The 23489-nt window shown below is 40.7% G+C and carries 16 protein-coding genes and 1 tRNA gene; 12 read left to right on the top strand and 5 right to left on the bottom strand.

From position 1 onward, the window contains the following. The first annotated feature begins 18 nt into the window (after positions 1-18). The 9 genes from DXB58_RS18740 to DXB58_RS18700 all read left to right on the top strand — a co-directional run bounded on the left by DXB58_RS18740 (position 19) and on the right by DXB58_RS18700 (position 11632). Complete coding sequence (locus DXB58_RS18740) at positions 19-570, top strand: RNA polymerase sigma-70 factor (RefSeq protein WP_008999616.1); 552 nt, start codon at positions 19-21, stop codon at positions 568-570. 97 nt (positions 571-667) lie between these two features. Then, positions 668-1642, top strand: a complete 975-nt coding sequence (locus DXB58_RS18735; RefSeq protein ID WP_122137847.1) for a FecR family protein — start codon at positions 668-670, stop codon at positions 1640-1642. Between the two features lie 123 nt (positions 1643-1765). Next, positions 1766-4387, top strand: a complete 2622-nt coding sequence (locus DXB58_RS18730; RefSeq protein WP_122137846.1) for a carboxypeptidase-like regulatory domain-containing protein — start codon at positions 1766-1768, stop codon at positions 4385-4387. Between the two features lie 148 nt (positions 4388-4535). Continuing rightward, positions 4536-5639: an MBL fold metallo-hydrolase gene (locus tag DXB58_RS18725; RefSeq protein ID WP_117933753.1), complete on the top strand. Its 1104-nt coding sequence runs from the start codon at positions 4536-4538 to the stop codon at positions 5637-5639. 187 nt (positions 5640-5826) lie between these two features. Beyond that, a complete protein-coding gene (locus tag DXB58_RS18720; RefSeq protein ID WP_122137845.1) occupies positions 5827-7335 on the top strand; it encodes a 4Fe-4S binding protein in 1509 nt (502 codons plus the stop codon). 19 nt (positions 7336-7354) lie between these two features. After that, entirely contained in the window at positions 7355-8758 is a 1404-nt protein-coding gene (locus DXB58_RS18715) for an aldo/keto reductase (protein WP_117933756.1), read from the top strand. Between the two features lie 8 nt (positions 8759-8766). Continuing rightward, complete coding sequence (locus DXB58_RS18710) at positions 8767-9186, top strand: DUF1893 domain-containing protein (protein ID WP_008999621.1); 420 nt, start codon at positions 8767-8769, stop codon at positions 9184-9186. A gap of 30 nt (positions 9187-9216) precedes the next feature. Next, on the top strand, positions 9217-11106 hold the full coding sequence (locus DXB58_RS18705) for a TonB-dependent receptor (RefSeq protein WP_199487988.1): 1890 nt from the start codon (positions 9217-9219) through the stop codon (positions 11104-11106). 13 nt (positions 11107-11119) lie between these two features. Beyond that, on the top strand, positions 11120-11632 hold the full coding sequence (locus DXB58_RS18700) for an ECF transporter S component (RefSeq protein ID WP_122137844.1): 513 nt from the start codon (positions 11120-11122) through the stop codon (positions 11630-11632). A gap of 131 nt (positions 11633-11763) precedes the next feature. On the opposite strand, the gene DXB58_RS18695 is transcribed toward DXB58_RS18700, so the two are convergent. From DXB58_RS18695 to DXB58_RS18675, 5 genes are all read right to left on the bottom strand, one after another. Beyond that, positions 11764-15753, bottom strand: coding sequence for a two-component regulator propeller domain-containing protein (locus DXB58_RS18695; protein ID WP_122137843.1), 3990 nt, complete (start codon positions 15751-15753; stop codon positions 11764-11766). A 229-nt stretch (positions 15754-15982) separates the two neighbouring features. Then, positions 15983-17167, bottom strand: a complete 1185-nt coding sequence (locus tag DXB58_RS18690) for an ABC transporter permease (RefSeq protein ID WP_122137842.1) — start codon at positions 17165-17167, stop codon at positions 15983-15985. Continuing rightward, positions 17151-18335 (bottom strand): ABC transporter permease, encoded by a 1185-nt coding sequence (locus DXB58_RS18685; RefSeq protein ID WP_004306085.1) that lies wholly within the window; start codon positions 18333-18335, stop codon positions 17151-17153. Before DXB58_RS18685 ends, DXB58_RS18690 begins: the two co-directional genes overlap by 17 nt. A 22-nt stretch (positions 18336-18357) precedes the next feature. Further along, complete coding sequence (locus DXB58_RS18680) at positions 18358-19344, bottom strand: HlyD family secretion protein (RefSeq protein ID WP_122137841.1); 987 nt, start codon at positions 19342-19344, stop codon at positions 18358-18360. A 6-nt stretch (positions 19345-19350) separates the two neighbouring features. Next, positions 19351-20763 (bottom strand): TolC family protein, encoded by a 1413-nt coding sequence (locus tag DXB58_RS18675; protein ID WP_122137840.1) that lies wholly within the window; start codon positions 20761-20763, stop codon positions 19351-19353. A 321-nt stretch (positions 20764-21084) separates the two neighbouring features. Here DXB58_RS18675 and DXB58_RS18670 point away from each other — a divergent pair. The 3 genes from DXB58_RS18670 to proS all read left to right on the top strand — a co-directional run bounded on the left by DXB58_RS18670 (position 21085) and on the right by proS (position 23388). Continuing rightward, positions 21085-21157 (top strand) — tRNA-Gly (locus tag DXB58_RS18670). 138 nt (positions 21158-21295) lie between these two features. Continuing rightward, positions 21296-21724 carry a DUF2867 domain-containing protein gene (locus DXB58_RS18665; RefSeq protein WP_122137839.1) on the top strand — a complete coding sequence of 143 codons (429 nt, stop codon included), beginning with the start codon at positions 21296-21298 and terminating at the stop codon, positions 21722-21724. A 170-nt stretch (positions 21725-21894) separates the two neighbouring features. Next, complete coding sequence (proS, locus tag DXB58_RS18660; RefSeq protein WP_004306082.1) at positions 21895-23388, top strand: proline--tRNA ligase; 1494 nt, start codon at positions 21895-21897, stop codon at positions 23386-23388. Positions 23389-23489 lie beyond the last annotated feature (101 nt).

Raw genomic sequence — 23489 nt, 5'->3', positions numbered from 1 at the left:
TGAAAGTTGGGAAATAGTATGAATAACAACATTGATATAAAAACGTTGGAGGCCTTTCAGGATGGGAATCACAAGGCCTTTGAGACTATTTTTATTACATACTACAACAAAACCAAAGCATTTATTGACGGATATATAAAATCGGAGCCTGATGCAGAAGAGCTGACAGAGGATTTATTTGTCAATCTTTGGATCAACCGTCATTCGATTGATACGTCCAAATCATTCAATTCTTATTTGCACACCATTGCAAGAAATGCAGCAATCAACTTTCTGAAACATAAATATGTGTGTGATGCCTACCTGAACCATAATCAAGAAACAGGATATAGCTCTACTTCCGAAGAAGACCTTATTGCCAAGGAATTGGAAATGCTGATTGACGAACTTGTCGGAGGAATGCCCGAACAACGGAGAATGATTTATACATTAAGTCGTAATGAAGGATTATCCAATGCCGAGATTGCCGAACGACTGAACACTACCAAAAGAAATGTTGAAAGCCAGCTAAGCCTCGCTTTAAAAGAGATACGGAAGGTTATTTCATGTTTTCTGTTATCATTATTGTAACTTTATTTTCTTCTTTACTTATTTTTTTTCCAAAAATATTCATTTTCTTATTGAGCTTTTTGCCACCTAACTGTATATATAGTAAAGTGCAGTAAAAATGGAGAAAAGTAATATCACCAAAATCATCAGAATGTTCCTTTCCACCCGCTTTCCATCCGAAACGGAAGAGAAAGTACAGAAGTGGATCATTAAAGATAAAGACCAGCAGGCGAAAGCAGAAGCTTCATTGGATTATTGGAATGAATTGGACGTAGAAGCCGATTCGAACACTTATGCCTCACTGGAACGGGTGAATTTAAGAACCGGATACAACAAAGAACATCTGACGGGCATCGCTTCTTATCAGAGGTTTGCCCGTGTTGCCGCAGTTGTTGTTCCATTGCTTTTATTAGCAGGAGGAATGTTCTGCTATCTTTCTCCACAAAACGAGATGATAGAGGTATCCGTTGCTTATGGAGAACAGAAACGTCTAATCTTGCCGGACAGTTCGGAAGTTTGGTTGAATGCGGGAAGCACCATTTTATATCCGGAAACTTTTGCTAAAGATAAACGTTTGGTCATTCTTAACGGTGAAGCTTATTTCTCTGTCCAAAAAGATACTGCAAGCCCCTTCATCGTGGAAGTTCCCCAGCTTTCCGTAAAGGTTCTTGGAACCAAATTCAACGTGAAAGCCTATCCTGGTGATGAAAAAATAACAACTACACTGACGAGCGGCAAGGTAGAAGTGAGCGTCCAGTCCCAACCTCCCCGGATACTTAAACCCAATGAACAGCTTACATACGATAAGAAGTCGTCAGACATCCATATATCAGTGATAGATACTCATGACACCAACAGTTGGGTAGTGGGAAAACTGATCTTTACCAATGCTACTGCCGGAGAAATATTCCGAACCCTCGAAAGACACTATAACACCACGATTGATAATGAGGCAAATATCCCTGCGTCCAAACGATATACAGTCAAATTTCTGAAAGATGAAGATCTGGATGAAATACTGAATATATTGAAAGATATCATCGGCTTTGATTATCAACAACATGAAAATAAAATAGTATTAACCCAACCATAAAAGAAACAGCCTATGAACAAAAAGAACCGGGAAGCAGCTTGAGACCCTCTTCCCAGTTCTGAAATGTCTATCCTCATTCAACAAGTGACGTAAAATGAAGTATCAACATACAAATATAGAATAATGAATCGAATTAATACGAATAAACGGGCAGCTAAGCTCGCCATTTTTTTATTTTTTACTTTTCTCTCTCTTACAACTGTCGCACAGAATAAAGAAAAAAAGATTACCATACAAAATAAAAGAATCTCATTAAAAGAAGCCTTTGCTCAAATTGAATCACAAACCGGATATAGCATCGCTTATGAACAATCGAATCTGGATATAGACAAAAAGCAGTCTTTATCTCTTAAAAATGTAGCTGTCGTCAAAGCGATGACTCAACTTTTAAAAGAAACCGGATATGTATATAAAATAAAAGGATATCATATTATTATTTCTTTGCAAGATAACCGACAAAAGCCTGCCAATGATGATACACAAAAACTGACTCAAACCATAAGAGGAATCGTTGTTGATTCCAAAACCAATACGCCAATAGAATATGCCTCCGTCTGTATAGCAGAGAAACCTTCACTGGGAGGCTCAACTGACAACCGGGGAAATTTCCGGATTAATAACGTCCCGATAGGACGTTATAATATTCAGGCATCTTTTATGGGGTATCGCCCAAGTATCATTAGCGAAGTGTCTGTCACATCATCCAAAGAAGTATTTGTAGAAATCCCTATGGATGAAAATGTGCAGGATTTGGCTGAAGTGCTTGTCAAACCGGAAATAAAAAAAGACCGGACAGTCAACCCGATGGCTATTACGGGAGGGCGTATGATTAGTATTGAAGAAGCGTCCCGATTTGCCAATGGGTTTGATGATCCGGCACGGTTAAGTTCTGCATTTGCTGGAGTGGCAGGAGATGTCGGTACCAATGCAGTGGCTATCCGGGGAAACGCTCCGCAATTTACCCAATGGAGACTGGAGGGAATTGAAATACCTAATCCGACTCATTTTGCCGATTTAGCAGGGCTGGGAGGGGGATTTCTGTCTGCTTTAAGCACGCAAGTTATCGGAAACTCCGATTTCTACAATGGAGCTTTCCCAGCAGAATACAGTAATGCCTTATCCGGTGTTTTCGATATGCATTTGCGCAATGGTAATAATCAGAAGTACGAACACGCCTTTCAGGTCGGACTCATGGGCATAGATTTAGCTTCGGAAGGTCCTATCAGTAAAAAACGGGGAAGTTCCTATCTGGTGAATTATCGCTTTTCTACTACTTCACTGGCATCGGGTAATGACATCAACCTGAAATATCAGGATTTAGCCTTCAAACTAAATTTTCCCACACGTAAAGCCGGAACCTTTTCGATTTGGGGATTAGGATTGATAGACAGGAATAAAGCAGATGTTTTGGAACGTTCCGAATGGGAAACGATGGGAGACCGGTCGTCAGGATATAATAAACTGGATAAGCTGGCAGGTGGCTTAGCGCACAAATATGTACTGGATGAAAATACTTATATCCGTTCTTCTCTATCCGCTACCTATTCCAAAGACCGTTCATTGGCAGACTTACATACCGACGACGCTATTATTAATGTAGCAGATATTCAGAATAGTAGATGGAATTTAGTATTCAATTCATATCTGAATAAGAAATTCAGTCCGAGGCATACCAACAGAACAGGGATTACCATTACGGAACTTAAATATGATCTTGATTACAAAGTCAGCCCTTATTGGGGATTAAACAAACCTATGGAGCAAATATCGAAAGGCAGTGGAGAAAGCACAGTCCTCTCGGCATATAGTAGTTCCGTAATAAACTTGAGCAACAATCTGACAACCAGTTTAGGGGTTACCGGACAATATTTTACTTTAAACAAGAACTGGTCGATAGAACCGAGAGTTGCCCTTAAATGGAAAATAAATCCTGCACATTCTTTAGCAGCTGCTTACGGCTTGCATAGCCGTCGGGAAAGGCTCGACTATTACTTTGTTGAACAGATAATCAATGGTAAAAAGGAATCAAACCGGTACCTGGACTTCTCAAAGGCACATCATTTCGGATTCACTTATGACTGGAATATCAATCAGACCCTACATCTGAAAATAGAACCCTATTATCAATACTTATTCCACATACCAGTTGAGGAAAACTCCTCCTTTTCGATTATCAATTATGAAGAATTCTATTTAGACCGCATATTGACAAACACCGGAATAGCCAAAAACTATGGAATAGATATAACACTGGAACAATACATGAAAAACGGCTTCTACTATATGATTACAGCTTCATTATTCAAATCGAAATATAGGGGAGGAGACCGTATCTGGCGAAATACGAGACTGGATAAAAGTTTTTTAGTGAACCTGCTCGCCGGAAAAGAATGGATGGTTGGCAGACTCAAACAGAATGTATTAAGTGTAAACGGCCGTCTGTTCTTTCAGGGAGGAGGACGCTATACACCTGTGGATGAAGAAAAAAGTCAGGAAGAAAAAGACATCGTCTTTGACGAGAGCAAAGCCTATACTAAACGATTCAATCCATCTATAAACGGTGATGTTTCCATCAGTTTCCGGATCAATAAGAAAAGAGTATCCCACGAGTTTTCTCTGAAAATACTGAATGTGGGTATGCGTACCGGAATGCATTTCTATCAATACAATGAAAGAACGAGCGTAGTAGAAGAAAAAGACGGAGCGGGGCTGATTCCGAACATCAGCTACAAAATTTATTTCTAAATAACTGAACAAGAAAAGGGTTTGTTCACACAATAGACTGACACCCAACAGGCAACTGCTTTCAGTAATTATGGTATAACAATCTGTAATATATATACTAACAAGCTCTCTGAATACCTGTATATTTGCTGCGTGAAATAATTTAGTTATGAATTATATGCGTATCATATTCAAGAAATTCAAAGCACGTATGATTATAGGATGTATATTAGCTGTAATAGCATTGCTGGCGGTGTCAGTCATTGTTTTTATCAATCAAGCCAGTTTCGGCAGAACTCCCCGTGGGGAACGGCTGGAAAGAGTCATGAAATCTCCTAATTACAGAAACGGAGAATTTAAAAATCAGCATGAAACTCTATTGATGACTTCCGACAGGGGACGTTTTAGCGGAATCTGGGAGTTCATTTTCAGAAAGATAGACGGTTTGCGCCCCGAACAGGCTGTCAAAGCAATAAAAACGGATTTACGCAAGATTGACCGTAATGAAGAAATATTGGTATGGTTCGGACATTCATCTTACCTGATTCAAACGGGAGGAAAGCGAATATTGGTTGACCCGGTATTTTGTATGGCTTCTCCCGTATCTTTTGTCAACAAGCCATTCAAAGGTACGGAACTTTATACACCGGATGATATGCCGGACATTGATTATCTCGTGATTAGTCACGATCATTGGGATCATTTGGATTACAACACAGTCAAAAAATTAAAAGACCGGATTGGAGCAGTGATTTGTCCGTTGGGTGTTGGCGAACATTTCGAATATTGGGGATTTGATAAAGAGCGTCTGATAGAACTTGACTGGAATGAAGACGCAAACCTCGCTCCGGGCTTTATGATACATTGTTTGCCTGCCCGCCATTTCTCCGGTCGCGGACTTACTGCCAACCAATCACTTTGGGCTTCCTTCCTGTTAGAAACTCCTTCACAAAAGATATACATCGGCGGAGACGGAGGATATGATACGCATTACGCAGAAATAGGTAACCGATTTCCGGACATCGACCTTGCAATCCTCGAAAACGGACAATACAACGAAGAATGGAGCTTGATCCATTTGATGCCCCAGTATATGGCACAGACGGCCAGAGATTTAAAAGCGAAAAGAGTTCTGACCGTACATCATTCTAAATATGCGTTGGCCAAACATCGTTGGGATGAACCTCTCAAAAATGCAGAAGAAATGAAGAATAAAGATTCTCTGAATGTATTGATTCCGGAGATTGGAGAGGTCGTGGCATTAGAAAAATAGTGCTTTACCCAATCGGCTAAAGGTTTTCCCGTCTGTTATCAGTAAAATTGGTAAAACATTCTGTAATTTGTATAGTTGAAAAACAAATTTCCCTGATTAACTTTGCAAAGTTGAAATATAGATGGTTCAATCCTGACAGTTTTAGACATTTAGATATAACTACTATAAATTGAAAATTAATTAGTTTATGCTACGTACTATCAGACTTACAACCGCCATTGTGTGCTTTACACTTATTACCCTGCTCTTTCTCGACTTCACGGGTACATTGCACACATGGTTCGGATGGTTGGCGAAAATTCAATTTCTGCCGGCTTTATTAGCCTTGAACATAGGTGTCGTATTGTTTTTAGTTGTACTTACATTCCTGTTCGGACGTATCTACTGCTCTGTTATTTGTCCGTTGGGAGTGTTTCAGGACATTGTTTCGTGGGTATCCGGCAAACAAAAGAAAAACCGGTTCCGTTATTCACCAGCAATGAAATGGTTGCGGTATGGCGTTTTAGGAGTATTCATTATCATGATGGTTGCAGGATTGAACTCTTTGGCTATCTTGCTGGCACCGTATAGTGCTTATGGCCGGATAGCTTCCAGTCTTTTTGCACCGGTCTGGCAATGGGGAAACAACCTGTTGGCGTACTTCGCCGAACGAATGGATAGTTATGCTTTTTATGAGGTAGATGTATGGATGAAGAGTCTTTCGACGATGCTGATTGCCATTGTTACCCTTGTTGTTCTTTTCATTCTGGCGTGGCGCAACGGACGAACCTATTGTAATACGATCTGCCCCGTAGGTACTGTATTAGGGTTTATATCCAAATATGCGATATTCAAACCGGTAATTGATACTTCCAAATGCAATAGTTGCGGTTTGTGTGCCCGCAATTGCAAAGCATCGTGTATTAATCCGAAAGCTCATGAAATAGATTATAGCCGTTGTGTGACTTGTATGGATTGCATCGGAAAGTGTAAGCATGGAGCCATTACATACACAAGACGGAAACCTAAGAACGAAACAGGTACGAGCGAAGATACGAAAGCAAAGTCTGTCACTACTGAACAGGTAGACAATGCCCGTCGTAGCTTCCTTTCAGCATCGGCCATTTTTGCAACAACTTCTGTACTGAAAGCACAAGAGAAAAAAGTAGACGGAGGATTGGCTACTATCGAAGATAAAAAGATTCCCCAAAGAGAAAATCCGATCTATCCTCCCGGTGCTTTAAGCGCACGCAATTTCACTCAACATTGCACAGCCTGCCAATTATGTGTCTCTGTTTGTCCCAACCAGGTATTGCGCCCATCGGACAACCTATTGACATTGATGCAACCGGAAATGTCATACGAACGTGGATATTGCCGTCCCGAATGTACTAAATGTTCGGAAGTTTGTCCCGCCGGCGCTATTCATCTCACCAGTCTTGCCGAGAAATCAGCTATTCAGATCGGACATGCCGTATGGATTAAAGAGAACTGTGTACCTTTGACAGATGGAATGGAATGTGGCAACTGTGCCCGCCATTGTCCGACAGGTGCCATACAGATGGTAGCTTCCGATCCTGAAAAAACAGATTCTCCAAAGATTCCGGTAGTAAATGTAGAAAAATGTATCGGTTGTGGGGCGTGTGAGAACCTTTGTCCGTCCCGTCCTTTCAGCGCTATTTATGTGACAGGACATCAGATGCATAGAATTATTTGATCTAAATCAGTATAAGATTATGGAAGATAAAAATAAGAAAGATATAAATAGAAGAGATTTCATTAAGATTGTAGGTATTAGTGCAGCCACATCGACAGGGCTATTATACGGATGCTCTTCAAAAGGTACTTCCTCTTCAAGCAGCGCAACAGGAGAAGGAGAGGTGCCTACCGATAAAATGACTTACCGCACGTCTCCGACTACCGGTAACCGTGTTTCACTCTTGGGATATGGTTGTATGCGTTGGCCTCTCAAACCTGCTCCCAACGGTAATGGTGAAGTAATCGACCAGGATGCCGTGAATGGACTGATTGATTATGCAATCGCTCACGGAGTAAACTATTTCGATACATCTCCGGCATACGTACAGGGCTTTTCCGAAAAGGCAACGGGTATTGCATTGAGCCGTCATCCCCGTGACAAATATTATATCGCCACCAAGTTATCCAATTTCTCTCCCGATACATGGTCTCGTGAAGCATCGCTCAAGATGTACCACAAATCGTTTGCAGACCTGCAGGTAGATTACATTGATTATATGCTGCTTCACGGCATCGGCATGGGAGGAATGGAAGCCCTTAAAGGACGCTACCTGGATAACGGAATGCTTGACTTTCTGGTGAAAGAACGGGAGGCAGGACGTATCCGCAATTTGGGATTCTCCTATCATGGGGATATCGAAGTGTATGACTATCTGCTTTCACGGCACGATGAATTCAAGTGGGATTTCGTACAGATACAATTGAACTATGTAGACTGGAAACATGCCAAAGAAACCAATACCCGGAATACGGATGCTGAATATCTGTATGGAGAACTGCATAAACGAGGAATTCCATCTATCATCATGGAACCGCTTTTAGGAGGTCGTTTGTCTAAATTGAATGACAACCTGGTGGCACGGCTCAAACAACGCCGTCCGGAAAGCAGTGTCGCTTCCTGGGCTTTCCGTTTTGCCGGTTCATTTCCGGACATTCTGACTGTGTTAAGTGGCATGACTTATATGGAGCATCTGCAAGATAATCTCCGCACTTATTCTCCTTTGGAACCGTTGACAGATGAAGAAAAAGAGTTTCTCGAAGAAACGGCACAATTAATGTTGAAATATCCAACGATCCCTTGCAACGACTGCAAATATTGTATGCCATGTCCTTATGGGTTGGATATACCTGCTGTGTTGTTACATTACAACCGTTGCGTCAATGAAGGGAATGTCCCCAGGAACGGGCAGGATGAGAATTATGCAAAAGCCCGGCGTGCTTTTCTAGTCGGATATGACCGTAGCGTGCCAAAACTTCGTCAGGCAAGCCATTGCATCGGTTGTAACCAGTGTGTGGCACACTGTCCGCAGAACATTGATATTCCGAAAGAGCTGCATCGGATAGATCAGTTCGTAGAACAATTGAAACAAGGTACTTTATAAAAGAAAAGATGGAAGAATTAATCAATTTACTACATACGGGAGGATATTCCTGTACTATTGCCAACAAAGGAGAAATCCGTACTTTCACTCAACGCGGTGTGGCTGATATCTATGATTTACTGACCCAGGAACCGGAGTTTCTTAAAGGAGCCTCGATTGCTGATAAGGTGGTTGGAAAGGGAGCTGCCGCCCTGATGATTCTGGGAGGAATCAAAGAGTTATATACTGATATTATCAGTACCAAAGCTCTGGAGTTGCTTCAGAAATCAGATATAAAAGTTGGTTTTACAGAGGAAGTACCTTTTATCTGGAACCGTAACCATACAGGAGGATGTCCTGTAGAGACAATGTGCAGCGAAGTGGAATCAGCAGAAGAAATATTACCACTGATCCGCGATTTTCTGGAAAAGATCAGAAATAAGAAGTAAAAAGAAGAAACTTGAAACACGAAATAAAGTATGAAAAGAAATACAGCTTGTTTATTCCTGTTCGGTAGCTTGCTTTCCATCTCGGGAATGGCACAGACTAAAAAGGATAGCATACAGGCCGGAAGAAATTATATGATTGATGAAGTCGTAGTCACCGGAACACGTAATGAAACCGATGTGCGTCATCTTCCGATGACCATTTCCGTAGTCGGCAGGCAACAAATTGAGAAAAGATATGAGCCTTCTCTTTTGCCGTTGTTAACGGAGCAGGTACCGGGATTATTCACTACCAGTCGTGGCATCATGGGATATGGCGTATCTACCGGAGCTGCAGGTGGCATGAGCTTGCGTGGTATCGGTGGTAGTCCGACAGCGGGATTATTGGTACTGATTGACGGTCATCCCCAGTACATGGGTTTGATGGGACATCCAATAGCGGATGCTTATCAATCTATGATGGCAGAGAAAGTGGAAGTTTTACGAGGTCCTGCATCTGTACTTTATGGTTCGAATGCCATGGGTGGTGTGATTAATATTGTTACCCGTCGGCAACAGGAAGAAGGTGTGAAGACGAATATGCAAGTTGGGTACGGTTCATATAACACGTTGCAGACTGAATTTTCCAACCGTGTCAAGAAGGGACGTTTCAGTAGCGTCGTAACCGGATCATATAATCGTACAGATGGACATCGTCCCGATATGGGATTCGAGCAATATGGTGGATACGCAAAGTTAGGTTATGATATCAGTTCTTTCTGGAAAGTATGGGGAGATGTGAATGTAACCCATTTTAATGCTTCCAATCCGGGGACTATCCAAGTACCACTGATCGACAACGATTCCCGTATCACTCGTGGAATGACATCGTTTGCTTTAGAAAATCATTATGAAAAGACTTCAGGAGGTTTGAGCTTTTTCTATAACTGGGGACGGCATAAAATCAATGATGGCTATCAGATAGGAAAAGAACCGCAAAAATCACATTTCAACTCTAAAGACAAAATGCTGGGTGTATCATGGTATCAGAGTGCCACTTTCTTTACCGGTAATCGTTTGACCGTAGGATTTGATTATCAACACTTCGGAGGTGAATCATGGAACAAAGTACTGGCTACGGGTGAACATACTCCGGGAGTAGACAAGCAAATGGATGAGTTTGCCGGATACGTTGATTTCCGTCAGGATATCAGCAGTTGGTTCTCACTGGACGCAGGTATTCGTGTAGACCACCATTCACACGTAGGTACAGAATGGATTCCACAAGGCGGACTGGCTTTTCATTTACCTAAGAATGCAGAACTTAAAGCAATGGTCAGCAAAGGATACCGTAATCCGACCATTCGTGAGATGTATATGTTTCCTCCTGCCAACCCGGAACTGAAACCGGAAAAACTAATCAGCTATGAACTTTCCTATTCACAACGTCTGCTGAAAGGGGCATTGTCCTACGGAGTCAGCCTTTACTATATCAATGGCGACAATCTGATTATGTCAAACGGACTCGTTCCTCCATTGAATATCAATTCCGGAGAGATAGAGAATTGGGGAGTTGAAACGAATATAGGCTACCACATCAATTCACACTGGAATGTGAACGCCAATTATAGTTGGTTGCACATGGAGAATCCCGTTCTTGCTGCCCCCGAACATAAATTATATGCAGGAGCGGACTATACTTCCGGACGTTGGAGTATATCGACTGGAGTACAATATGTGAAAGGACTTTATACTTCTGTTGTAAAAGGTAGCGAGCAACAGGATCATTTTGTTTTATGGAATCTTCGTGGGAATTATCGTGTCTGCCGTTTCGCTAACCTCTTCATAAAAGGAGAGAACCTGCTGGCACAGCGTTATGAAATAAATGCAGGTTATCCCATGCCCAAAGCTACGTTTATGGGTGGTATTAATTTGAACTTTTAAATAATAAAATGATATGGAATCAACTACTGTAAAACTCTATTCGCTGAATTACGGCAATGTGAGAACTTATCTGGCAGCCTCGTTATTCATCGTTGGCAACATCCTTTTTCCCCAATTTTTTCATCTCATACCGCAAGGAGGAATAACCTGGCTGCCTATCTATTTCTTCACACTGATCGGAGCTTATAAGTACGGATGGAAAGTCGGTCTGCTGACTGCTGTTCTTTCCCCTATTATCAACTCCTTACTTTTTGGTATGCCGATGCCGGCGGTGCTGCCTGCTATTTTATTAAAGTCCGTATTGCTCGCCATTGCTGCCGGTTGGGCCGCACAACATTTCGGACGTATCTCCATCCCGGTATTAATTGGTGTGGTACTTACCTATCAAGTTGTAGGGACATTGGGAGAGTGGATGTATATAGGTAATTTCTACAATGCCATTCAGGATTTCCGCATTGGAATTCCCGGAATGTGCCTGCAAGTATTCGGAGGTTATTTATTCATTAGATATTTGATTCGCAAATAACTTCCTTATCAATAACCGCTTTTCCCTGAAAAGAGTTATAAGCCTTGAAAAAGAAAGTTCTCCTCTGTTATAGATACCCATAACAGAGGAGAACTTTTTAAAATACAACGTATCTATTCGCTTTTTATTTATCAATCTTCTTCGTCATCATCTTCCAGATCAGTAGCAGCGGGATTACCTCCTTCTTTAGCATACCTGCTCGGACTCATCTTATAGTATTTTTTGAATACTTCCCGGAAATATTTAGTTTCAGAAAATCCAACCATGTCTGAAATCTCATTAATAGCATATCTACCCTCTTTCAGTAATTCGGTAGCACGTTTCAAACGCATCACCCGAATAAACTCTGTCGGAGACTGTCCCGTCAATGCTTTCAATTTACAATAGAAACTGGTACGGCTCATGCCACTTGATTCACAGAGCACATCAACGGAAAATTCAGGGTTGTTTATATTCTCATCCACGATTTTCTTAGCATTTGATATAAACTTCCAATCAAGGCTGTTAGTGCCGTTTGCAGATGGAACCATCGTTTTTTCTATATCCAGATTGGCATATCTCATGCGCAACAGTTCCCGGTTTGCCAGTAAGTTAGCAATATTTGCCCGCAGAATTTTCACACTGAAAGGTTTGATGAGGTATTCGTCCGCACCAATGGACAGACCGTCAAGAATATTATTTTCATCTCCTAAAGCTGTGAGCAACAATACAGGAATATGTGAAGTCTCAATATCGCTTTTAATAGCGACACACAGTTCGTCTCCTCCCATCTCCGGCATCATAATATCAGAAAGTACCAGTTCCGGCCAAAATTCTTTTATAATAATCAATGCTTCCTTTCCATTGGCGCAAGCTTGCACATTATAGATAGAAGATAATGAACTGACCAGATAAGAACGTAACTCATCATTGTCTTCTACAACCAGAATCCGTCGTGAATTTGGATTATTCACAGTGACAGTTGTATTTGCAGGTACATTCGGAGCGGGGAGTACAGGAGCCAACGCTTCAAACTTAGAGTGCGTTTCCTCCCCGGTATTTTGAAAGTTTTTATTGCTTTTCGGAAAGACAATTTTGATTGTCGTGCCTTGATGTTCAACACTCTCTACACTAATCTTACCACCATGAAGGCTGACCAGTTTTCCTACCAGCATTAATCCTATACCACTACCTGTCACTTTGGAGTTAATGGCATTGCTGGCACGAAAATGTAGCTTGAACAACTTACTTTGTTCACTGGCAGGAATACCGATACCTGTATCCTTGATAATCACTTTCCATGAATCGTTCGTATCAGATACGGAAATGCTGACCTTTCCACTTTCCGGAGTATATTTTAGCGAGTTCGATATTATATTCTTCAAAATAGAATCCATCTTCTCCTTATCAAACGATACATTCATATAGCTGAAAGTACTCTCGTATGCATATTCAATGCGCTTAATGGCTGCATAAGAAGAGAATGTATCATATATTTCATTCATATAAGTATTCAGCTCATACTCGGAAACACTCATTTTAGAGGAATATACATCCGTTCGTTCAAAATTAATCAGATTGCTGACCAACCGCAGAAGAACTTCCACATTCCTCAATGCAATGTTCGTACGGGTTATCCCGTTGTCAGTAAGATTCTCTTCTTCCAGCAATTCCTCCAAAGGTGCTTTTATCAAAGTTAATGGAGTACGTATATCATGAGCTGTATTAATGAAGAATTGCGTTTTTTCATCAGATACATTCTTTTGTTTTCTTAGATTTATCACACGCAAAACGAAATAAAATCCTCCGATCACAAACAAAATATAGCACAAAATAGCCCACCAACTCGACCAGAAAGGTTGTGTGATGATGATTTTCATACTACGTTCCTGAAAGACAATATCATGTTCTTCTCTGGATACTGCACGTACATAAAGGGTATATTTACCTGGAGGTAAATTGGTGAAACGAATCAAATTATTAGTTCCCGGTTGTGTCCATTTCTCATAAAATCCTTCCAGTCTCCAAGAGTATAATGCATTCTCTGGAGAATCATAGTTGATTGTAGAGACTTCGAATGAAAACGTATTCTCATCATATTTGAGTTCCAATACATCCGTTTCATCAATACTTTTCTGTAAAGGAGAGTCCTCAACACCCGGATAAATAGGTTGATATGAAAGATAAAAGTTACTGAATATCAGTCTGGAAAACTCATACTTTGGAAACTTTACATCCTCCGGAAATTCAATCGCCCCATCCGCACTTCCAAATACAAAGCCTTTATTTTTACGCACTGCTCCTGCAGATGCATTAAAATAGGCAGGTAACAATCCTTCTCCTCTGGTCCAGTTAGTGAATATCTTCTCTTTAGTATGAAAACAGGTAATTCCATTCTCTGTACTCATCATTATACGCCCGTTCACTTCCGGCAGTATTGTAAATATCCTGTTTGAAACCAGGGCGGAATTATCAGAAAAATAGTGCTCGAATGTTTTATTTTGATGATTGTACACAAATACTCCCACACCATTTGTTCCGATATATAGCAAGCCATCATCTGCCTGATAAAGCGTATTGATATAAGCAGCTCCTATTTCCATTTCAATAAACTGATATTCGCCGGTATTTCGATTTAATAAATACAATCCTCCAACGGTTCCGATCCACATATTGTCTTTGTCTTTTTCAACAATCGATGTGATAGAATTCAATCCCGGATATAAACGAACACTGTTAGTCGCCAGATTAAAACATTTTAGATTATAGTACCCTCCCGACCAGATATATCCTCTTGAATCCTTAACTATATCACGAATATACTTATCCGGGCGCATATTGACGTGAGAAAGCAGGTAAGGAGAGAAGTATTCAACCGACAATGTATTCTTGTTTATTTTATAAATGCCGGAAGTAAATCCCCCTGCCCATATAATACCGGGAGATACTTCACATAAAGTAATAAAGATATGGTTTTTATCTTTTATCTGTTGGTCAAAAGAACTTAAGAACGAGTGCCATTTACCAGTTTTTGACTGATAAAGACTAATACCATTACTGGTTCCAAACCATAAATCGCCATCCTCGTCTTCAATAACCGCATGTACCTGATCGTTAATTAGCGATTGGTGATTACCCATGGAATGTTTCATCCAATGATAATTTTCATAGCGGTTATCCATTATTGTGATCCCGGTAGGATAATTGGCGAGCCATATTCGTTTTTCTTCATCTACAAAGACATCATTGATGTTATTTCCGTTCATTTCATTATAACTCTGATAGTTGGCTACAATGTAATGTTCCAGTTTACACGTGTTTACATCAACTTTATATACTCCCATCCCTTCGGTTGCAATCAACAGTTCCGTTTCATTCAAAGGGCTGATACGAGCTATGTTTACGTCACTAAGGTCAGCGTCCGGCCGTATAATTTCCTGCGTATTCGTATCATACACAAAAACTCCTCTTTCAAATGAACCGATAAACAGTCTTTTTAATTGCTGATGAAAATACAGTTCACTCACCTGAGCATGGAAATAGTCTAATGTTTCAACAGGTATAATCTCTAAAACATTATTTTCCTGTTTGACATATCGTACGCCTGTCTCCGTTGCTATAAAGAAATGGTGCTCATCTACTTGCTCTATTGCCGTGATACTACTGTGAAGCACATTAGGGAATTGGAAGATACGAGCATCTTTAATATTATAAAGCAATACAGTATCCTTGCGACATAACCAAATATTATTATTCCGGTCCAAATAACCACAGCTAATTGTTTCAGAAGTATCCGGTAATCTATATACCATTCTGAAATCATCTTTATTAGCGTCATATTGAAAAATTCTCCCTTGCTTGCCAATCACCCAGATGCCTATATGCGGTTCTGTATACAGCCATCCCAGACGTATGGGAGCGTCTAAAGTATTACCTTCTTTATTTAATTGATAGTGTTTTATATCTTTACCGTTGTATCGGTCCATCCCTTCATTTGTAAGGAACCACATATAGCCCTGGGCATCTTTCTGAATATTGAATATCCGGCGATTGCTCAAGCCATCTTCTATTCCTATATATTTGTATGTTTGTGCTGTAACCCAAACAGGAAAAAAGAGAAGAATATATACAATGTATTTCATATAAACAGTTGTTTTTTAAACTACTTCTAACGATCATATAAACATAACAGTTAACGAAACTAGACAAAAGCAATGACAAATGCAAAGAAATAGGAGAGATTCTACAAGAAAACATCTATTTAGAAACATTTTTATTTCCAAAGTTGATTATTTACTTTGCGAAGTTGATTTATCTGAAAGTGTTCTTTTGCTATATGTTACAATTAGCGCATGTTTTGTTTTTGTTAATTTAACCAATCAAATTTGATTCCAGTTTCTTCTTATAGACCCATATACTTATTGTAAAATAAATAAGTGCCTGTATCCAGAGAGTTATATATTCCGGTCTGATATCAGCCATACTGGCTCCCATAGAATTCAGTTTCACAAAAGCGAGTGTGCCTGGTGCAGCTGGGAAAATGTAATGGGCTACTTTCCAATACCAAGGCATTAGTTCCATTGGATAGGAAACGCCGGAAAGAAAGATTAATCCTACGGAGAAGAAGGCGATCATGAGTAGGGGAGCCTCAGAATCCGTAAAATACCTGGACGCAGCTAATCCCAGGAAAGAAGTTGCCATCAAATATGGAATCAATAATAGTACGATGTACAATCCGTTTCCAATATTGGGGATGCTGAAAAAGTGAGGGAGCAAACCTAATAGAAAAAAGGCAAAGATGGCATAAAGAGCACAGTACACGGACGTTTTTCCTGCCACTATACGAATGGCAACTCCCCAACCATCCCCAAAAGGAGTATATGCGCGGATTCCTTTACTACTGTATTCTTCTCCGGTCACCATGCCAATAACCATCAGCAAGGTCTGGAAAATTATAATCATCATGACTGCCGGAATAAGATAGGAACCATACCCTTCGGTATAATTGTAGAGTGCAGTGCCTTCCACATTGATAGGTTTCGCCATAGCTACGGCAAGCAATCCTTGTGGTGGAAGAAACACCGCTTCATCTGGCCGGTATTTATCATTAATAGCCAACATGACACGTGAAGAAGCACCTTGCAAAGCTTCGAAATACAAGAAGGCATCAGTAGTTGCATAAAGGGAAAATACGGCTTCATCTCCCCGGAACACCCGTTCCTCAAAGTCATGAGGCAGATAGAGTATTCCCTGTACTTTGCCTTCTTTCATCCATTCTTTTGCTTCATGATAGTCCATAGCCTGACTGGAAATCTCTGCCTGGGGAGTAGCATCCAGCCAACGGATAAAATCACGGCTCAATTCACTGTGCGAATTGTCGACTACGGCAACAGGTACATCGGTTACAATATTCGGTGCATACATATAATTGTAGAGCAACCCGTAAACGAAGATTCCTCCCATCAACACCAGTAAAACCGCATAACTGGTACTGATAGCTAGAAATTCACGACGAATGATGAATGACAACTGTTGTAACTTACTTAATGTTTTCATACTTATGACTTTCTATAGCTCGTTTTAAATGAGGAAGCAGCGACAGGGCCAGCAACGGGAAGATACAGAGTATCACAGCCGACGGCCAAAGATGGATAAACCCACCGCCTCCATAGAGCATGGTTTGCATCATTTCCGTAAAATGACGGACAGGGAACAAATTGGAAGCATCCCTCACCAACGGATACATATTGGGAACCGGAAAGGTTACTCCGGACAAAGTAGCCCCCAGAGAACCTACCATAGAAACTACGCTTATAACCAACGATATTGCCGGAAACAGCGAGAATAAAAACAGCCCTAAAGCCTGTGTTGCAATGATGAAAAGCACAGTCATGATATTCATTAACCACCAACTCCCCTGAAAAGGAATATGCAAAATACCAAACATGACGTAATTAGCCAACCATCCTATCAGTATATATATAATGGTATAAGGTAATAATTTACCTAAAACAGCTGTCACTATATTGCCTTTTGCAGTCGCCAGCCAATCATCTGCTGTGCGGAACTTGATTTCAATGCCAACCGCATACACGGTAATCAACAGAATCAAAACCTGAAACAGCACAAAGAAAAAGGGCTGACTTAAATATACCGAATAATCCAGACTAGGGTTATATATCGGATGGTTATTAGCCTGTACGGGTAATAAAAAGGTGGTAATCTGATCCTGTTCTACTCCGAGTGCCATCGCTTGCATCACCACAGGAGAAAGAGCCACCGGAGCTAAGGAAGTTTCGAATGCCGCCATCAACTCACCACCTACCGACATTAATGCATAATGATAATAGTAGGAGAGTGTTGCATTCTTTCCGGTAATCGCATTCTGTTCAAATTGGGGAGGTATGGAAAGATATCCATAAATCTCTTTCTTTTGCACAGATTCACGGGCAGCTGCTTCATTTACAAAATGCTTTGTCACTTTAAAAGTTGGTACGGCAGAAATGTTCCTGACTATCGTCCGGGAAGTAGCAGTATTATCCTGATCGACAATACCGATAGGAATGTTTTCCATCTGTCCGTTACCAAAGATCGTAGCCATAAAGAAAAGTGTGAACAATGGCAAGACAATGCAGACACCAAAATAAAGGCGCCGTGAAGTCATTCGCCGCCACTCTCTGAGCAGTACGGAACGAAAAGGGGAATATGTTTGTGATTCATCCATTCTCTGGTTTATTTGATGTCGATTAATCTAAAGTCAATAACACGGACATGCTGGGACGCAAGTCATCCACCTTTTGGGTTGGGCGGGCATGAATCTCAAAGGTACGTAAGTCATAACTTCCGGTTTGCTTGGTTGATTTCCAGGTAGCAAAACTGCCTAGCGGACTAATATAATAGATTTTGAATTCAATATTTTTTTTACCGATAGCGGGCACGTCCGCAACAAATGTTCCGTCCATTTTAAATTGCGGCATCAGATCTTCCCGCACGTTAAGAACAACATGTATATCATCCATCACCACCAAATTCATAATGGGAGTTCCCGGTGCAACCAACTCTCCACGTTTAGGGAAGATTGTTGCTATCTGACCGTTTTCCGGAGCGATTAACCGAGCATCGACCAGCAAAGCCGAGACTTCATCCACTGTGCTTCGGGCAGCATCCACCATGCTGGCAGCAGACGCTTTATCTTCTTTTTGTGCACCATCTACAGCCATCTGATACTGTTCATAGGCAGCACGTTCGGCTGCTACAGCCGCTTTATACATAGCTTCTACTTCATCCTTTCTTTGAGAAGTAATGACACTGTCCTTATATAAAGTAAGAATACGGTTGTAAGTTGTCTGGGCGAGAGTTAGATCGCTCTTCGTTTTATTCCATAATTGCAGTGCAGTAGCTACAATCTGACGACGGGTTCCGGCATCTATTTTCTTGTTCTGTTGCACCGCCACCTGTTCCAAGGCATTCACTTGTTGATACTTGGCATGTACTTCAGGGCTATTAATGACGACAAGAGTATCTCCCTGGTGTACCCAGTCTCCCTCCTGAACGAAGAAAGTGTCGATACGGCCGGGAAGTTTCCCGCTGATACGGATTTCTGTTGCTTCAGCTTGTCCTTGCAAGACCAGCGGCTGTTTATGCATTAATATAACTCCCAGGCCGGTGAAAATACCGACAGCCAGAAGAATGATGACAAAAGCCCATGATAGGGTTTTACTAGTTGGTTTCATTGTTTGTTACGGTTTAGGTTGATAGTTTGCAAATTGTTCCGGTGTGCCACAAAGCGAGAGTAGATTCATTAGTGCCACATCATATTCATAATATGCTGCCAGGCGAGCCACTTTTACACTGGCAAGCATGGTTTCAGCATCAATAACTTCGGTAGAAGTTGCCATCCCTTCTGTAAATGATTTCTTTCGGATGCGTACCAATTCTTCACTTAAAGCAATCGTTGCATTTAAAGCTTTTACATTATCCTGTGCCTTTTCCAGCTGCGTATAAAGCTTATCTACCCCAACAGCCAGATCATCACGGGCCTTCATCTGGCCTAAAGCCAGAGTTTGTTCCGTTAATTTCGATTGCCGCACTCTTTTTTCACGATCCAGTCCGTCAAAGAGGTTCCATGTAAAACCAATGCCTACCATGGTACGCGGTAATAAATTACTCTGAATACCATGCGAATACAAGGTCTGTTTTCCAAAAAGGGCTATATTCGGCAAATAGCCGCTTTGAGCAATCCGCACTTCTTGTTTGGCAATATGCTGCTGCAGCTGTAATTGGTTGAGTGTATAGTTCCCACTGTTTACTGAAAGATCAAATAGCATTTTAGGTGGTAATGAATCATTCATAAAAAGGGGAGAGGTAGGAATGATATTGGCATCTGCATCCTTTTTATTCAGCAAAACCTTTAAGGCACTTTGCACTACTGTTTCTTCTTTTCGCGCAGCTTCCAATGCACGTTTGGCTTCATCCATATTTACCTGGGCAAAAAGCCTTCCTGCTTTGTCAATCATTCCTGCTGCCTCTAATTTCAAGGCATTTTCATAATGTTTCTTCAATCCGTTGTAGGTTTCTTCACGAACCGTCACAATTTGTTGTGCCAGTCGAAGCCCGTAATAGCTTTCAACCAATAAATTTTGCTGATTGGCCGATACCTGTGCCCGACTTTCCCGTGCCAGATCGACCATCGTTCTTCCGATGTTGGTGGCATGAAAACGCTTACCACCGGAAAAGAGTACCCACTCGGCTGATAAATCAACAGTTGTCAGGTTTCTTGGAGTCAAAGGAAATATAAGGGTATTTGCCCCAATTTGATCCAGTATAGACGAAATGATCTGGTCATCCGGAATAATCGAATGTACAAAGTCTTTAGCCGGATCGGTAAACTGCGATAAAGGCTGTTTAACTTCGATCTTCTCCGACATGTGTACAAACGCACCTGTAGACTGAAGACTGGGATACCAGAAAGCATTCAACTTATCACGTTCAGCCTTCGCAATCTCAATACTCTTATCTGCTATTTTCAGACTCTGATTTCCTTGATTCAACAGATGCAGTGATTCTTCGAAACTTAATGGTGTCTGTGCATCTATCTGACCGATGGAAAAATACAAAGTCAATAGTATACAAAGTCGCTTATTTTTTTTCATACTGGTTAGGTTATATCTGAATTTGAGATATTCTAACAGATGAAAAGAGAGGTTTGTTCATCAGAAAGAATATAGCAATACAACAAAAGAAGGTTTCAACGCTCTTTTATAAGATGTTCTATTTTTAATTATACGGGGTACTAATATGCGTTTTTTCATATCCGGTTGTTTTTTTCATCAAAACAAAAGAATTGAAGAGACTTTGATTTCACTTTTTTCTTGCATTAAAATTTCTGCGATTTTATTTGAGATATAAAAATTATGTTTACCTTTGCATCACCATTTCATAAGGCATTTTGAGTCGAGAAATGCAGTAAATATGCGGTAATAGCTCAGTTGGTAGAGCACTAGCTTCCCAAGCTGGGGGTCGCGAGTTCGAGCCTCGTTTACCGCTCTTTTGAAAATCAGGTGGTTATCTTAAAAAAACTGCCTGATTTTTTATTTTTCAAGTCCCCCTTTTCTATGGTTTTATCTATTATCGGACGAAACCTAACTGAACATATTGTAGAATAACCCCAATTGAATAACCAATATGGCTAAGAAAATAGAGAAATATCTCCCCGTAGATTACAGTGACAGTTTTTCCATAGAAGTTACAGAAAACCATCTGTCTCCTAAAGATATTATTTTAAAAGTCTTTGCTCATAACCCCGCTTGGCTCCGAATGTTGTATGCAATAAGGGCCTGTTTAGTCAAACCTTTCGGTATAGAAACTAAAGCTATTGAAAGCGAAGAACTTATTATAGAGGAAGACAAGCAAGAAGCAATTATGAGAAAAGACGATAAACATTTATTGTTTTATGTCGATATTTTCATTACGCCATTGGAAACAGGAAAACAAATGATTGAGGTCACCACATTAGTAAAATACCATAATTGGGTAGGAAAGGCTTATTTCTTTTGTATAAAACCTTTTCACCGGGTCATAGTACCTTTAGTTCTCAAAAAGGCGCTATGCTGAACAAGCACAGTCGCGGATGCAACTATATAACGAATATGAAAAATGAGATATGTAATATAGAAGCACATGACTTTAGAAAATTAATGCATGAAGAATAGGGCAGTTCATGCATTTTTCGTATTTTTGCACCCTGTTTTAACACTCAAGAAAACTTTAAATAGAAAAATATAATGGCAAAAGAACTGAAAGACCTTACCAAACGTAGTGAAAACTACTCACAGTGGTATAACGATTTGGTGGTAAAAGCTGATTTGGCAGAACAGTCTGCTGTGCGCGGATGTATGGTGATTAAGCCTTACGGATACGCTATCTGGGAGAAAATGCAACGTCAATTGGACGACATGTTCAAGGAAACAGGACACGTAAATGCATACTTCCCGCTATTAATCCCGAAATCATTCTTAAGCCGCGAAGCAGAACACGTAGAAGGGTTTGCGAAAGAGTGTGCCGTAGTAACACATTATCGCTTGAAGAATGCAGAAGACGGTTCAGGAGTTGTAGTAGATCCTGCAGCTAAATTGGAAGAGGAATTGATTATCCGTCCGACATCAGAAACAATCATCTGGAATACTTATAAGAACTGGATTCAGTCATACCGTGACCTGCCTATTCTCTGCAACCAATGGGCGAACGTTTTCCGTTGGGAAATGCGTACCCGTCTTTTCCTGCGTACTGCCGAATTCCTGTGGCAAGAGGGACATACCGCTCATGCTACCCGCGAAGAAGCAGAGGAAGAAGCAATCAGAATGTTGAATGTATATGGTGAATTTGCAGAAAAATATATGGCTGTTCCCGTTGTAAAGGGTGTGAAATCAGCCAATGAACGTTTTGCAGGTGCACTTGACACTTACACAATAGAAGCCATGATGCAGGACGGAAAAGCATTGCAAAGTGGTACTTCCCACTTCCTGGGACAAAACTTTGCAAAGGCATTCGATGTTCAGTTCGTTAACAAGGAAAACAAGATGGAGTATGTTTGGGCTACTTCATGGGGTGTTTCTACTCGTTTGATGGGTGCATTGATTATGACTCACTCGGATGACAACGGATTGGTATTACCTCCACATTTGGCTCCGATTCAGGTAGTAATCGTTCCTATCTATAAGAATGACGAACAACTGAAACAAATCGATGCTAAAGTAGAAGGCATTGTAGCTAAGTTGAAAGCACTGGGCATCTCTGTGAAATATGATAATGCAGATAACAAACGCCCGGGCTTCAAATTCGCTGATTATGAATTGAAGGGTGTACCTGTTCGTTTGGTTATGGGTGGTCGCGATCTTGAAAACAACACGATGGAAGTGATGCGCCGTGATACACTGGAAAAAGAAACAGTTACCTGTGAAGGCATTGAAACATACGTTCAGAACCTGCTTGAAGAAATGCAGGCTAATATCTACAAAAAAGCATTGGACTATCGTAATTCCAAGATTACAACAGTAGATACCTACGATGAATTTAAAGAAAAGATCGAAGAAGGCGGATTTATTCTGGCTCATTGGGATGGAACTACCGAAACAGAAGAAAAGATTAAGGAAGAAACCAAAGCAACTATTCGTTGTATTCCGTTCGATTCATTTGTTCCGGGCGACAAAGAACCGGGTAAATGTATGGTCACAGGTAAACCATCTGCTTGCCGCGTCATATTTGCACGTTCTTATTAAATAGAAATTGTATATCATTATAAAAAGGATGAAAGCGATTGAATCGTTTTCATCCTTTTCTTTGTACGCTCGGCATGAGCATTATCTAACGGGTGTAAGTC

This window comes from Bacteroides sp. OM05-10AA (genome assembly GCF_003439055.1).
In the GTDB taxonomy this organism is placed as follows: domain Bacteria; phylum Bacteroidota; class Bacteroidia; order Bacteroidales; family Bacteroidaceae; genus Bacteroides; species Bacteroides intestinigallinarum.
The sequence above is the reverse complement of the archived record's forward strand: the minus strand, read 5'-3'. Positions and strand labels throughout refer to the sequence as shown.

What these genes read in the sequence shown, in the direction of transcription:
- DXB58_RS18730 (WP_122137846.1), top strand. Translation starts at nt 1,766, where the DNA reads ATGAATCGAATTAATACGAATAAACGGGCAGCTAAGCTCGCCATTTTT.
- DXB58_RS18720 (WP_122137845.1), top strand. Translation starts at nt 5,827, where the DNA reads ATGCTACGTACTATCAGACTTACAACCGCCATTGTGTGCTTTACACTT.
- DXB58_RS18685 (WP_004306085.1), bottom strand. Translation starts at nt 18,335, where the DNA reads ATGGATGAATCACAAACATATTCCCCTTTTCGTTCCGTACTGCTCAGA.
- DXB58_RS18740 (WP_008999616.1), top strand. Translation starts at nt 19, where the DNA reads ATGAATAACAACATTGATATAAAAACGTTGGAGGCCTTTCAGGATGGG.
- DXB58_RS18680 (WP_122137841.1), bottom strand. Translation starts at nt 19,344, where the DNA reads ATGAAACCAACTAGTAAAACCCTATCATGGGCTTTTGTCATCATTCTT.
- DXB58_RS18695 (WP_122137843.1), bottom strand. Translation starts at nt 15,753, where the DNA reads ATGAAATACATTGTATATATTCTTCTCTTTTTTCCTGTTTGGGTTACA.
- DXB58_RS18710 (WP_008999621.1), top strand. Translation starts at nt 8,767, where the DNA reads ATGGAAGAATTAATCAATTTACTACATACGGGAGGATATTCCTGTACT.
- DXB58_RS18690 (WP_122137842.1), bottom strand. Translation starts at nt 17,167, where the DNA reads ATGAAAACATTAAGTAAGTTACAACAGTTGTCATTCATCATTCGTCGT.
- DXB58_RS18700 (WP_122137844.1), top strand. Translation starts at nt 11,120, where the DNA reads ATGGAATCAACTACTGTAAAACTCTATTCGCTGAATTACGGCAATGTG.
- DXB58_RS18665 (WP_122137839.1), top strand. Translation starts at nt 21,296, where the DNA reads ATGGCTAAGAAAATAGAGAAATATCTCCCCGTAGATTACAGTGACAGT.
- DXB58_RS18715 (WP_117933756.1), top strand. Translation starts at nt 7,355, where the DNA reads ATGGAAGATAAAAATAAGAAAGATATAAATAGAAGAGATTTCATTAAG.
- DXB58_RS18705 (WP_199487988.1), top strand. Translation starts at nt 9,217, where the DNA reads ATGAAAAGAAATACAGCTTGTTTATTCCTGTTCGGTAGCTTGCTTTCC.
- DXB58_RS18725 (WP_117933753.1), top strand. Translation starts at nt 4,536, where the DNA reads ATGAATTATATGCGTATCATATTCAAGAAATTCAAAGCACGTATGATT.
- proS (WP_004306082.1), top strand. Translation starts at nt 21,895, where the DNA reads ATGGCAAAAGAACTGAAAGACCTTACCAAACGTAGTGAAAACTACTCA.
- DXB58_RS18735 (WP_122137847.1), top strand. Translation starts at nt 668, where the DNA reads ATGGAGAAAAGTAATATCACCAAAATCATCAGAATGTTCCTTTCCACC.
- DXB58_RS18675 (WP_122137840.1), bottom strand. Translation starts at nt 20,763, where the DNA reads ATGAAAAAAAATAAGCGACTTTGTATACTATTGACTTTGTATTTTTCC.